Origin of the sequence: Pedobacter nutrimenti, from assembly GCF_032678445.1 — a bacterium.
In the GTDB taxonomy this organism is placed as follows: Bacteria; Bacteroidota; Bacteroidia; order Sphingobacteriales; family Sphingobacteriaceae; genus Pedobacter; species Pedobacter nutrimenti_A.
This window is the reverse complement of record NZ_JAVTSQ010000004.1, coordinates 113,480-126,455: the sequence shown is the minus strand read 5'-3', so window position 1 is coordinate 126,455 and position 12,976 is coordinate 113,480. Positions and strand designations below refer to the sequence as shown.

Here is a 12,976-nt window from a genome sequence, read left to right as displayed (position 1 = left end):
AAGACTATTCAATTGGCTTATATTTCACCTTTTTGGCGCAGGAAAAAATGGAAACAAACTTAACTCTTCATTGATTACAGCGTTTTTTATAAAAATTACTTTATCAAACTTTTTAACAGACTCAATTGTTTAAGATACAAACCCTTAATCTCAGCAATTATGAAAACTCAGGGAGCGAATTACGACAAGGACGCCTACAAATGGAACCAACAATTTAACATTACTGGTCCAGACGAAGATTTAGATGATGAAGATGATTTAGATGAAGACGATTTAGGAGGTGGCGATCCTGATGAAGATCATGAAGACGATTACTTCGAAATTGGTGATAATGAGTTGATAGACGATGAAGAAGATGATGAGGACGACGAATATTTCAAATAAATAAGATTGCTGAACTGTTAATCATCAACTCTTCGAAAACTTATTTTTCAAGGCAAAGGAGAATGTTTTTGTGCTCCTTTAATAACGCGCACTTGATGTTTCACCATCTGGTATTTTTCTTCATTAAGGGTGTTGCTTCGATATTGCCGATGCAGGTTATAGGCTTGTATGCTCCCCATTCCTTTTCTTTTCCTATTTCTTTGAATTTGACTGTCATGAATTTCAGAACGCGAATTAACTTTGTGAAGATGTTGGTGAGTTTTTGTAACCTTACCTTCCTGTGCAAAAGCAATCGTTTTTGTTGCCAGGAGTAACATCATTAAGGAGCGTCCTAAAATGTTAGCTTTCATAATGTCCGATTTTACTTTTTGATGTTTTAAAATCAAAATGGTTTAATCCGATAGTAAAATAAAGAAGTTATTCATTCTCTTTTAAAACTACATGCTTAATATTTTTCCTGTCATAGGTATAGGTAATATGAACAAAGCCATCTTTGGCTTGTATAATGGCGGGATAACTGTACTCCTCTTTATCGCCATTTTCTAAAACAGCAATATCGCTCCAGGATAAACCATCTTTTGAAGCCGCTACACGTAATTTTCCTCTTCCGTTAAACCAGTCTTTTCCAGGCACATCAGGATTATAGACAATCAATTGCGTACCATTTTTAAGCGTTACCGCATCAGTACCTGAATTTGGATTTAAAAGCTCCGTTTTAGACAGTTTACCCCAGCTGTTTCCGTTATCTGAAGACCAGGCCTGAACAACATTTCCCTGCTTACTTCGGCACAAAATCTGTAAACGCTGATCTTTGTAGAACAAAATACTAGGCTGGATCACATCGAAACCAAGCGTATCTACTGGAATAAATTTCCAGGTTTTCCCCATATCTGTTGATTTCTCCAGATGCACTTTCCAACGTTCATTTTTCTCCTCTATACTTGATGGAGAAAGAATTGTTCCATCAGCCAGTTGCACAGGTTTATTCTTTATTGGGCCTAAAATCCCATCAGGAAGACGCCGGGATGAAGACCAGGTCTTACCACCGTCATCGGAGGTTTTAACCATTCCCCACCATTCGCGTGGGTTAGGCCCTACCTTATAAAATAAAAATAACCTGCCCTGAGCAGACTGGAAAAGTACCGGGTTCCATGATGGAAAACGAAGCGTATCATTCACTATCCCATCTGCAACCACATGGGGTTTTACCTTCTTTTTATCAAGTTGCATTAGCCAGATGCATACATCTTTCTTCCCTTCCCCAGAACCACCGAAAAAAGAGAGTAAAAGTTCTCCTTTTTCATTTTCGGCAATGGTAGAAGCATGGCATTGTTTAAATGGCGGCTGGGCAAACACCAGTTCCTGCTTTACCATTTTCCAGGAGTTTTGTGCATTTGCCGCGAAGAATGTTCCTGAGAGCAGGCAAGTTTGAATGACCAATTTAAAGTTCTTTATCATATAATGAGTTCAATATTTTCTATTAAGCGTCAATGCACAGACGCTTATTTACCCTAAATATTCATAAAAAAAAAGAAACCCAACTGAATTATCTTCAGACAACTCCAAATTCTCTACTTTTAGCCCCCTGTTTAAGAAACATATCGCCAAAAATAAAACAATGACCAATCAAACCAACACTGACCTCCACAGCGCCAATGAGATACAAAGAATAGCCGCACTGCAACGTTATAAACTCATCACCACTTCTGCAGATGCTTTCTTTGATCGAATTGTTCAACACACAGCTGAAATATTTGAAGTTCCAATGGCCCTGATCTCTCTTGTAGATCTGCACGAAGTTTTCTTTAAAGCCACAGTAGGTGCAGATGGAATTCTTTCCATCCCCAGGGAAAAAAGCCTATGTACCATAGCCATCTTAAATTCAGAACCTATGATATTAAATTATGGCGAAAAGGAAAAATGTTTACTCAGCACTTCCATTATTGCTGGAGAATATGGTTTAAAATTTTATGCGAGTGTTCCCTTAATCGAACCTTCTGGATTAATTATAGGTACCCTCTCCATTACTGATAAAAAAACAAGAACCTTTAGTGAGGACCAGGTTAACATCATGAAAGATTTGGCTTCATTGATTATGAAAGAAATGAACAGCCGGTTGAAATAGAGAAAAATCATACTATAATTTGAAATCAAAGCTCAGGTAAATTAAGGTGGAAGTTTAAAACCAAGGGACAAATTCTATCCACACCTTCTATTGACCAGGATAAAGTTTTCTTTTCCAGTACCGACGGCATCGTTCACGCCACACCTGTAATTAAAAACAATGTTGTGTTAACCGGAAGTTATGATGGTTTCTGGGCAACTTTCGCGGGCCAAAATCTTCTGGATACCCAATATTAACTCCTTCATCAAAGCTTTGTTAAAAGACATAGAGTAGATCCGGTCACGGCCGGATCTACTCTGTAATTATTTTTTATCTGTATAAAACTTATAGATTGTTGTCGTTTTATATTCCTGTCCCGGTTTCAACACTGTAGATGGGAAAGATGGCTGATTGGGTGAATCCGGAAAGTGCTGGGTTTCCAGACATAATGCGGAACGGTAGCCGTAACTTTTATTTCCTTTTCCATCGGTTTCCTTTCCAGTCAAAAAGTTACCACTATAAAATTGCAGGCCAGGCTCTCCGGTCAGTACATCCATATAAATCCCTGTTTTGGTACTGTGCAACGTTGCTGCTAAACGAATATCTTTCGATGGCTTCAGCACAAAATTATGGTCATAGCCTTTTCCTCTTTTTAGCTGTTCATTGTTGTCGTTGATACGCGCACCAATCAGTGTTGGTTTGGTAAAATCAAATGGAGTTCCACTCACTTTTTCCAATTTCCCGGTTGGGATCAAAGTTTCATCTACAGGCGTAATTTCATCGGCATTAATGGTTAAAAGATGATCTGTAATGGTAGAATCACCTGCGCCATTCAAATTGAAATAAGCGTGATTGGTCAGGTTCAGTACAGTAGCCTTATCTGTAATGGCCTGATAACTGATCTTTAATTCATTATTTTCAGTCAGTTCATACACCACTTTAACCTGAAGATTCCCAGGATAACCGGCCTCTCCGTCTTTGGACAAATAACTCAGTTCAAGTGTATGATCATCCATCTGTTTTGCGTCCCAAACCTGTTTGTAATAGCCATCAAAACCACCATGTAAAGTATTTTTTCCATCATTAAGCTGTAACTGATATATTTTCCCATCCAGACTAAATTTTCCGGCAGCAATCCTGTTGGCATACCTTCCAACCAAAGCTCCAAAGAAGAATTCCTGCTTTTTCTGATACCCCTCCAGTTGATCATGGCCCAATACCACATCCACCAATTCTCCCTTATCATTTTTAACCAATAAAGACACCAGCCTACCTCCAAAATTAGTTATAGCAGCTTCACTGCCTGTTTTATTTTTCAGGAAATACAACTGTACCTCTTTCCCATCAACTGTTTTCTTAAATGCTGCTGCCTTGGGCAAGGCTGTCCCGGCAACCAACGAAGTAGAATCTGCACCATTTGAAGAAGATGCATTCGGTTGATGGCAGCTGCTCAAAATTGCGGCAGTACCAGCCATCAAAAACATTAATTTGATATTCCTGTTCATAATTTATTAATATTGGTTAAACGGCAGGCAATGTAAAAAAAAATAATTAAACGTCGAATTAACAATTAATATTTTATTATAAATTTGAGAATTAATAGTTACATTAATATTTAAAATTTTACCAGCAGTAAGTAACGAGCAGAATGACAACATATTCAGAACAAGACAAGATCGCAATTGCAGTTGACTGCATTATCTTTGGCTTTGACGGCGAAAAACTAAAAATTCTTTTAATCAAAAGGGGCTTTGAACCCGAAAAAGATAAGTGGAGCCTTATGGGCGGTTTTGTTAAAGCAGGAGAAAGCCTTGACCAGGCTGCAAAAAACATCCTCACCACTTTAACAGGCCTTGACGGTGTATACCTTGAACAACTCCACGCTTTTGGCGACCCTTTCAGGGACCCGGTAGAACGCACCGTTTCGGTAGTCTATTTTGCCCTGATCGACATCAACAATTATAAACAACAGCTCAGCGACCGCTATCATGCGGAATGGTTTCCTTTAAAAGACAAACCTAAACTTATTTTTGACCATGATGAAATGGTAGAAACCGCAAAAAATTCAATCCGGAATAAAGCGGCTCATAATCCACTGCTTTTTGAATTGTTGCCAAAAAAATTCACCATTCCTCAACTGCAAAGTTTGTACGAAGACATTTATGATATCCAGATCGACAACAGGAATTTCATCAGGAAACTTACCGCAGCTGGATTACTGATCAAGCTTTCTGAAAAAGATAAGTCCAATTCAAAAAAAGGGGCCTTCTATTTCAAACTAGATAAAAAAAGGTATAAAACCAATTTTCCGAACTTCCTGAGCTTTATCCCCGCACCTTCCAGTTAAGCCTTCAGCCACAGGCTTTAAAGAAAAATCTCAAAAAATTTCTTTTAGTAAACAAATAAACGTTAATTAGACGTTTATTTGTTTTATGGAAAAAGATCAATATGTTATTGGAGTAGATTATGGTTCAGATTCAGTCCGGTCTGTCCTGGTCAACACCTCTAATGGTGAAGAGATTTCTTCATCCGTTTTTAATTATCCCCGATGGCAGAAAGGACTCTATTGTAATCCTGGCTCGAACCAGTTCAGGCAACATCCGCTTGACTATATCGAAGGGCTTACATTAACCATCAGGGAATGCCTCGAGCAAGCCAAAGCGACTGTACATCCTCAAGATGTCAAAGCTATTGCTGTAGATACCACCGGCTCTACACCTGTTGCAGTAAATGAGCAAGGCGTACCCCTGGCCCTGCTTCCTGAATTCGAGGAAAATCCCAATGCCATGTTTGTATTGTGGAAAGACCACACTTCAGTTAAAGAGGCCGCACAAATCAATGCGCATGCCACGAAATTCGAGACCAATTATCTCAGCTATTGTGGAGGTATTTATTCCTCAGAATGGTTTTGGGCCAAACTGCTTCATGTGTTGAGGGTGGATGAAAAAGTCCGTTCTGCCTGTTATTCCTGGGTAGAGCATTGCGACTGGATCCCTTTTCTGCTCACCGGAGCAACACACATTTCTGAAATGAAGAGAGGACGTTGTTCTGCTGGCCACAAGGCCTTATGGGCAGAAGAGTTTGGAGGCCTACCACCAAATGAGTTCTTTAATGCTTTGGATCCGCTATTGGATGGTTTTACACAAAGACTCTTTACAGAAACTTTTACATCAGATCAGGCTGCCGGACACCTTAGTCAGGAATGGGCAGACAAATTGGGTTTGAGTACAAATGTTGTTATCGGCGTAGGCGCTTTTGATGCTCACATGGGGGCTGTTGGCGGTCAAATTGAACCATACTACCTCAGCAAAGTGATGGGAACCTCTACTTGCGATATATTAGTAGCCCCAACAGAGGATCTTCACGGAAAACTGGTTAAAGGCATTTGTGGACAAGTAGATGGCTCTGTTATCCCTGGAATGGTAGGTCTGGAAGCGGGACAATCTGCCTTTGGAGATACCTATGCCTGGTTTAAGAACATCGTATCCTGGCCATTGAAAAACCTTCTGCAGGATTCTGCTCTTATCGATGCAGCCACTGCAACTGCACTTGAAGAAGAAATAGCAGAAAAGATCATCCCCGAACTGAGCAGACTGGCATCCCTTTTACCCAAAGAAGCGGATCATGAGCTGGCTGTAGACTGGTTTAACGGGAGAAGAACCCCTGATGCCAACCAGGAACTCAAAGGAGCACTCCTCAATCTTGATCTTGGAAGCGATGCCCCCCGTCTGTTCAGAGCACTTGCAGAGGCCACTTGTTTTGGTGCAAAAAACATTGTGAACCGCTTTGTGGAACAGGGTATCCCTGTTAAAGGTTTAATAGGTATTGGTGGCGTAGCAAAAAAATCACCTTTTGTAATGCAGATGATGGCCGATGTACTAAATATGCCCATCAGAATCCACCAGTTCAAGCATACCTGCGCATTAGGTGCAGCCATGTTTGCCGCTGTAGTTGCAGAGATCTATCCTACGGTAGAAGAAGCTATGGTTGGCATGGGCAGAGGTTTCGATGCCGAATACCAGCCCATTGCAGAGAATGTAGCGTATTATGCAAAACGTTACCCACAATACCTTTCCCTTGGAAATTACATTGAACAAAACCCCTATCATGAGTAACTATCAAAAAATAAAGGAGCTGGCCTACAAAGCCAACCTGGACCTCCCCAAACTTGGACTGGTACTTTTCACCTTCGGTAATGCAAGTGCTGCAGACCGGGAAGCTCGTGTTTTTGCCATCAAACCAAGTGGAGTGCCCTACGAGGAGCTAAGTGTGGAAAGTATGGTGATTGTAGATTTTGACGGAAATATTGTTGAAGGCAAGCTCAGACCCTCTTCCGACACCCTCACCCATGCTGTATTGTACAAAAACTGGAAAAACATAGGTGGTATTGTGCATACACACTCAACCTATGGTACCGCATGGGCACAGTCGTTAAGAGCAATTCCTCTTTACGGAACCACCCATGCAGATCATACCACTGCAACCATCCCCTGCGCACCACCAATGGATAATGAAAAAATCGCAGGCAATTATGAATACGAAACCGGCTATCAGATCATCAGACACCTGGAACAAGAGCAGATCAGCTACGAAGAGACCGAGATGATCCTGGTGGGCAACCATGCTCCATTTACCTGGGGCAAAACAGCCGAAAAAGCGGTATACAACAGTGCAGTATTGGAAGAACTGGCCAAAATGGCCTTACTTACTGAGCAAGTACAGCCTGAAGTAAAACCAATGAAAGATGCATTAGTAAAAAAACATTACGAAAGAAAACACGGAGCAAACTCCTATTACGGACAATAACCAAATATAATGACAACTGACCTAAAACAATTTGAAGCCTGGTTTATTACTGGCAGCCAGCACCTGTATGGCGAAGAAACTTTAAGAAGTGTTGCAGAACACTCCGCTCAAATTTCCAAAGCACTCAACGAATCTTCCGAAATCCCAGTAAAGATTGTATTTAAACCTACTGTAAAAACTGCAGAAGAAATTTATAAAATCTGCCAGGAGGCGAATATTGCGGAAAACTGCATTGGAATTATTGCCTGGATGCACACTTTTTCGCCTGCAAAAATGTGGATCGGTGGTTTAAAGATCCTTCAGAAACCACTGGTTCATTTACATACTCAATTTAACCGCGATATTCCATGGAGCACAATGGATATGGACTTTATGAACCTGAATCAAAGTGCACACGGCGACCGCGAATTCGGTTTTATTATGTCCAGAATGCGTATCAACAGAAAAGTAATTGCCGGACATTGGGAAGACCCTCAGGTACGCGAAGGATTAAATACCTGGTTAAGAGCAGCCGCAGGCTGGTATGATCTTCAAGGTGCTAAGTTTGCGCGCTTTGGCGACAACATGCGTAATGTAGCCGTAACTGAAGGAGATAAAGTAGAAGCAGAAATTAAGTTTGGCTACTCCGTAAACACCTATGGCATCGGTGATCTTGTACAGGTAATTAACCAAAGCCTGGATAGTGACATTGACAAACTGGTTAAAGAATATGCAGACCAGTACCTTCTGGCTGAAAGTCTTGTTAAAGGAGGTTCGCAACACCAATCTCTGCGCGAAGCTGCTAAAATTGAAATTGGATTGCGTAACTTTTTACAGGCAGGTCAATTCAAGGGCTTTACAGATACCTTCGAAGACCTGCATGGAATGCTTCAGCTCCCAGGCATAGCAGTTCAGCGTTTAATGCGCGATGGTTATGGCTTTGCTGGCGAAGGCGACTGGAAAACCGCTGCTCTGGTGAGGACCATGAAAGTAATGGGAAGTGGTTTAGCGGGAGGAAATGCCTTCATGGAAGACTATACTTATCATTTTGAACCAGGAAATTCCTTTGTATTGGGTTCACATATGCTTGAAGTAGATGAATCTATAGCCAGTGGACCAATCAGATGCGAAATTCACCCTCTTGGTATTGGCGGCAAAGCAGATCCAGTACGCCTGGTTTTTGATGCAGCAGCAGGGCCCGCACTCAATGCCTCAGTAGTAGATATGGGTAACCGTTTCCGCTTGCTGGTTAATGTAGTAGACCCGGTTGAAGCCAAATACGAACTTCCAAAACTACCAGTTGCCCGTGTACTCTGGAAGCCACAGCCCGATATGAAAACCGGTTGTGCAGCCTGGATCTATGCCGGAGGAGCGCATCATACCTGCTATAGCCAAAACTTAACCGCTGAGCATTTAAATGATTTTGCGAACATCGCAGGCCTTGAATATGTAAGCATAGACGAGCATACCAATTTAAACCAGTTCCGGAATGAACTGAAATGGAACGAGGTTTATTACCAAAGCCATACGCACTAAATCCGGAAATTAACCAAACCATATATATTAACCTTATGAGCAATAGTTTAGCAACTACAGATTACGTAGTTTTTATCATCTACTTTTTAATTGTAGCTGGTTACGGATACTCCATCTACAGGAAAAGGAAAAAGGATGAACACGATGCCAAAGCATTTTTCCTTGCAGAAGGCACCCTAACCTGGTGGGCCATCGGTGCCTCTTTGATCGCCTCCAACATTTCTGCAGAACAATTCATCGGAATGAGTGGTGAAGGCTTCTTCCTGGGCGTTGCTGTTGCGGCCTATGAATGGATCGCTGCCATCGCCCTGATCATCGTAGCGGTATGGTTCATACCCGTCTATCTGAAGAACAAAATCTACACGATGCCTCAATTTCTAAAAACCAGGTACAATGAATCGGTTGCATTGATTATGGCGGTATTTTGGCTGTTTCTGTATGTTTTTGTAAACTTAACTTCTATCCTGTATTTGGGTGCAGTAGCCATTAATGGACTTACAGGCGGTAACTATCTGCACCTGATCATGATTGGGCTTGCAGTCTTTGCCTTATTCATCTCTCTGGGAGGAATGAAAGTTGTAGCCTATACCGATGTAATCCAGGTAGCAGTACTCATATTTGGTGGTTTGGTCACAACCTATATTGCCTTATGCGTAGTTGGAGAAAAATTTGGCGTGGGCAGCAATGCCTTTGCCGGCTTTAATGTTTTAATGCAGCAGGTACCAGACCATTTCAAAATGATCATCCCTAAACCCACAGCAACCTCTTCCCAGAATGAAATCAGTAAATACCTGACCTTTCCGGGAATTGCTTCTTATGCAGCGGGAATCTGGATCATTAACCTGAACTACTGGGGTTGCAACCAATACATTACCCAAAGGGCCCTCGGTGCAGATCTGCATACCGCGCGTACAGGAATTCTGTTTGCCGGATTGCTTAAATTACTTATGCCCGTGATTGTGATGCTGCCAGGTATTGCTGCCTTTGTTTTGTACAAAAATGGTCACTTACCTCAGTTGATCGGTGGTAAAGATGGTGCATATTCCGCCATTCTTACTTTCCTTCCAACAGGCTTAAAAGGACTCTCTATAGCTGCATTAACTGCAGCAATTGTAGCCTCTCTTGCCGGTAAAGTAAACAGTATATCCACCATTTTCACACTGGATGTCTATTCTAAATACGTCAAAAAAGAGTCTGAACAGAAAAACCTGGTCTTTATTGGAAGAGCAACTGTTTTTATTGGCTTGATCCTGGCCGTATTGTTTACCTGGAACGACCTTCTTGGGATTGGTGGTGTTGGTGGTTTTACCTATATCCAAAAATATACAGGTTTCATCAGTCCGGGCGTATTTGCCATGTTCTTCCTGGGTATGTTCTGGAAAAGAACTACCGGCCCTGCAGCTATAGTAGGCGTCATTGCCGGCTTCGTCTTGTCGGTCTTCTTTAATGAATTTGCTCCAGCAGTATTGGGCAATAACACTTGGCTCTACACTGCATACAGCAATGGTCATGGTGGTTTTGAAATACCATTTCACATTTGTATGGGCTTGTCTTTTGCGTTCACTATGCTGCTGATGATTGGTATTAGCCTAGGCGGACCAAAAGTAAACCCTAAGGCTTTTGAACTCGATAAAAGCATGTTCAAAGTCAAACCTTCAACCATGGTGCTGATCATCCTCACTTTATTACTGATCACCGCATTGTACGTTAAATTCTGGTAGTTATCCGGGATACAGTATCGAAAAAATACTGTATCCCAAATTACCATTCCTTGCAACTTTAAAGCATTTCCTAAGAAATTTGGGTTAATTAACGGCTACAATCAGCTAATTTCCTGAGAACTCTTCATGGCTATAGTCTGTACTTTAGACTATAAACCTACACTTCTCTTAGAACCATGAAATATTTTCTCCTTATCGGCCTTTGTAGTGCCATGATCGGTCTTCATGCACAGCAAGCCTACCAGCCAAACCACCAGGAACTGATCCGTTCTTACCAGCATGCGGCCCTGTTGGACAGCACGGCCTCTAAAAAAGTATTCCGTTCCTCCGTAAAACCTCAGTGGAATACAAATGGAAAGTCCTTCTGGTACCGCATTAACACTTCCGAAAACACCTGGGAATATCTTCTGGTAGACCTTATTACAGGAACGAAAAAACCTGCTTTTGATCACCAGCGGCTTGCTGAGGCCTTAAGCAAACTGACTGGTAAAAAAACAGAGGCAGGCAAACTTCCGTTAGAAAACCTCTCCATCAGCCCCGGAGACAAAAGGATCAGCATCCTTGCAGATAAAAAATGGTATACCTGGGATACCGGCAACAACGAACTCCTGGTATCGGATCAAATTCAAAAACCTTCAAAAACCAAAGAAAGAGGTTGGAGACGACGTCAGGAACAAAGAGACTCTATTTCACCAGATCAGAAATACACAGCCATTGTCAAAAACGGCAATATCTATATTCGTTCCAAAGCAACTGGGCAAGAAACCCAATTCACCAAAGATGGCAGCACCGAACAACCTTATGGAGAATTTATCTGGTCTCCGGATAGCAAGACACTGATTGCCTATAAAATCAATTACAAAGAAGATAAAAAAGTCTATTATATCCTCAGCTCGAGCCCAGGCACGACCAGAGGCGAACTCAAATCGCAGAATTACATGCAGCCTGGCGATGAATTCAGTACGTTCGAAATGTACCTGATCAACCCCGAAAAAGGGACAAGCCAAAAGGCAGCTGTCGATAAATTTGATATTTATGGAACACCAGAAATCCACTGGAGAAAAGGAAATAACCAATATTTTACCTTCGAAAAAAGAGACCGTGGCCATCAGCGTTTCAGGATCATAGAAATACATATCCCTACTGCAGCAGCCAAGACTCTGATCGACGAAAGGACCAATACTTTCATTTATGAACAACGGATTTTTACCCATTACCTGCCAGATACCCATGAATTGATCTGGGCCACAGAAAAAGATGGTTACCGGCATTTATACCTGATGGACGAACTGACCGGTAAAGAAAAGAACCGCATCACTACCGGCAACTGGGTAGTCAGAGAAATTGACAGTGTGGATACCCAAAAAAGACAGATCTGGTTCCGTGCAAATGGCATGGATCCTTCAGAAGATCCTTATTTTATACACTACTATCGCATCGGCTTCAATGGTAAAGGCTTGGTTCAGCTCACGCCTGCAAAAGGAAATCATAACCTGGCCTTCTCACCCGATAAATCTCATTATCTGGATACCTGGTCCCAGGTCAACATTCCTCCTATAACTACACTAAACAGAACCATAGACGGCAAAAAAATGATGGATTTGGAAAAAGCAGATATTTCCGCCTTCCTCAAAACCGGGGTTCCTTTACCTGAAGTCTTTGTAGCTAAAGGACGGGATGGAAAAACCGACATCTGGGGAATTGTATGTCGTCCATCCCACCTGGACAGCACCAAAACCTATCCGATAGTCGAAAACATATACGCAGGTCCCCAGGACTCTTTTGTACCCAAAAGTTTTATGCCTTACAGCGAAATGCAAAGTCTTGCTGAACTCGGCTTTATTGTTGTTCAGTGTGATGGAATGGGCACTGCAAACCGCTCTAAGGCCTTCCATGATGTTTGCTGGAAAAACCTTGCTGATGCCGGTTTCGAAGACCGTATCCTTTGGATGAAAGCTCTTGGAAAAAAACACCATTACGCAGATACCACAAGAGTTGGTGTCTATGGTACTTCAGCAGGAGGGCAAAATGCAGGAGGTTCTGTTTTATTCCATCCTGAATTTTATAAATCTGCGGTAGCCGCTTGTGGCTGCCACGACAACCGTGTAGACAAACAATGGTGGAACGAACAATGGATGGGCTATCCTGTAGGACCTCACTATGAAGCACAATCAAATATCACCAACGCCGCCAAACTGCGCGGAAATCTCCTGCTTATTGTTGGCGAAGCCGATACCAATGTTCCTCCTGAATCTACCTACCGCTTTGCCGATGCCCTCATCAAAGCAGGCAAAAATTTCGAACTCATTACAGTTCCCGGCTTAGGCCACAGCGACGGAGGCCCATTTGGAAAAAATAAGAAACGCGATTTTTTTGTGAAAACGCTTTTGGGAATAGATCCGGTTAACAGAAATAATGGCGAATTGACTCACCCTTCATTGTAAAA

Annotated in this window: 11 protein-coding genes and 1 pseudogene; 9 read left to right on the top strand and 3 right to left on the bottom strand. The window is 41.9% G+C overall.

Translation table 11 applies throughout. The features are described 5' to 3' along the window. Positions 1-159: 159 nt before the first annotated feature. Positions 160-384: a hypothetical protein gene (locus R2S08_RS08070; protein WP_133784026.1), complete on the top strand. Its 225-nt coding sequence runs from the start codon at positions 160-162 to the stop codon at positions 382-384. Positions 385-431: 47 nt separating this feature from the next. On the opposite strand, the gene R2S08_RS08065 is transcribed toward R2S08_RS08070, so the two are convergent. Both R2S08_RS08065 and R2S08_RS08060 read right to left on the bottom strand, forming a co-directional pair. Then, positions 432-734 (bottom strand): hypothetical protein, encoded by a 303-nt coding sequence (locus tag R2S08_RS08065; protein WP_316834684.1) that lies wholly within the window; start codon positions 732-734, stop codon positions 432-434. A 67-nt stretch (positions 735-801) separates the two neighbouring features. Next, on the bottom strand, positions 802-1,842 hold the full coding sequence (locus tag R2S08_RS08060; protein WP_316834683.1) for a sialidase family protein: 1,041 nt from the start codon (positions 1,840-1,842) through the stop codon (positions 802-804). A 160-nt stretch (positions 1,843-2,002) separates the two neighbouring features. Between R2S08_RS08060 and R2S08_RS08055 the strand changes: the two genes are divergently transcribed. Both R2S08_RS08055 and R2S08_RS28865 read left to right on the top strand, forming a co-directional pair. Further along, positions 2,003-2,509 (top strand): GAF domain-containing protein, encoded by a 507-nt coding sequence (locus R2S08_RS08055; RefSeq protein WP_316834682.1) that lies wholly within the window; start codon positions 2,003-2,005, stop codon positions 2,507-2,509. A 47-nt stretch (positions 2,510-2,556) separates the two neighbouring features. Next, positions 2,557-2,745: pseudogene (locus tag R2S08_RS28865) on the top strand (PQQ-binding-like beta-propeller repeat protein); the annotation flags it as partial. 66 nt (positions 2,746-2,811) lie between these two features. Here R2S08_RS28865 and R2S08_RS08050 read toward each other — a convergent pair. Further along, positions 2,812-3,993: an aldose epimerase family protein gene (locus R2S08_RS08050; protein WP_316834681.1), complete on the bottom strand. Its 1,182-nt coding sequence runs from the start codon at positions 3,991-3,993 to the stop codon at positions 2,812-2,814. 143 nt (positions 3,994-4,136) lie between these two features. Between R2S08_RS08050 and R2S08_RS08045 the strand changes: the two genes are divergently transcribed. From R2S08_RS08045 to R2S08_RS08020, 6 genes are all read left to right on the top strand, one after another. After that, positions 4,137-4,835 carry an NUDIX hydrolase gene (locus R2S08_RS08045; RefSeq protein ID WP_316834680.1) on the top strand — a complete coding sequence of 233 codons (699 nt, stop codon included), beginning with the start codon at positions 4,137-4,139 and terminating at the stop codon, positions 4,833-4,835. A gap of 85 nt (positions 4,836-4,920) precedes the next feature. Then, positions 4,921-6,603 (top strand): ribulokinase, encoded by a 1,683-nt coding sequence (locus tag R2S08_RS08040; RefSeq protein ID WP_316834679.1) that lies wholly within the window; start codon positions 4,921-4,923, stop codon positions 6,601-6,603. Then, entirely contained in the window at positions 6,596-7,294 is a 699-nt protein-coding gene (araD, locus tag R2S08_RS08035) for an L-ribulose-5-phosphate 4-epimerase AraD (protein WP_316834678.1), read from the top strand. The genes R2S08_RS08040 and araD overlap by 8 nt, the downstream gene beginning before the upstream one ends. A gap of 9 nt (positions 7,295-7,303) precedes the next feature. Further along, complete coding sequence (gene araA / locus R2S08_RS08030; protein ID WP_316834677.1) at positions 7,304-8,809, top strand: L-arabinose isomerase; 1,506 nt, start codon at positions 7,304-7,306, stop codon at positions 8,807-8,809. A 35-nt stretch (positions 8,810-8,844) separates the two neighbouring features. After that, entirely contained in the window at positions 8,845-10,530 is a 1,686-nt protein-coding gene (locus R2S08_RS08025) for a sodium:solute symporter family transporter (protein WP_316834676.1), read from the top strand. A gap of 176 nt (positions 10,531-10,706) precedes the next feature. Continuing rightward, positions 10,707-12,974 (top strand): S9 family peptidase, encoded by a 2,268-nt coding sequence (locus R2S08_RS08020; protein WP_316834675.1) that lies wholly within the window; start codon positions 10,707-10,709, stop codon positions 12,972-12,974. Positions 12,975-12,976 lie beyond the last annotated feature (2 nt).

Excerpts from the sequence above, each read along its gene's own strand:
- R2S08_RS08070 (WP_133784026.1), top strand. The coding sequence starts at position 160 with ATGAAAACTCAGGGAGCGAATTACGACAAGGACGCCTACAAATGGAAC.
- R2S08_RS08065 (WP_316834684.1), bottom strand. The coding sequence starts at position 734 with ATGAAAGCTAACATTTTAGGACGCTCCTTAATGATGTTACTCCTGGCA.
- R2S08_RS08060 (WP_316834683.1), bottom strand. The coding sequence starts at position 1,842 with ATGATAAAGAACTTTAAATTGGTCATTCAAACTTGCCTGCTCTCAGGA.
- R2S08_RS08055 (WP_316834682.1), top strand. The coding sequence starts at position 2,003 with ATGACCAATCAAACCAACACTGACCTCCACAGCGCCAATGAGATACAA.
- R2S08_RS08050 (WP_316834681.1), bottom strand. The coding sequence starts at position 3,993 with ATGAACAGGAATATCAAATTAATGTTTTTGATGGCTGGTACTGCCGCA.
- R2S08_RS08045 (WP_316834680.1), top strand. The coding sequence starts at position 4,137 with ATGACAACATATTCAGAACAAGACAAGATCGCAATTGCAGTTGACTGC.
- R2S08_RS08040 (WP_316834679.1), top strand. The coding sequence starts at position 4,921 with ATGGAAAAAGATCAATATGTTATTGGAGTAGATTATGGTTCAGATTCA.
- araD (WP_316834678.1), top strand. The coding sequence starts at position 6,596 with ATGAGTAACTATCAAAAAATAAAGGAGCTGGCCTACAAAGCCAACCTG.
- araA (WP_316834677.1), top strand. The coding sequence starts at position 7,304 with ATGACAACTGACCTAAAACAATTTGAAGCCTGGTTTATTACTGGCAGC.
- R2S08_RS08025 (WP_316834676.1), top strand. The coding sequence starts at position 8,845 with ATGAGCAATAGTTTAGCAACTACAGATTACGTAGTTTTTATCATCTAC.
- R2S08_RS08020 (WP_316834675.1), top strand. The coding sequence starts at position 10,707 with ATGAAATATTTTCTCCTTATCGGCCTTTGTAGTGCCATGATCGGTCTT.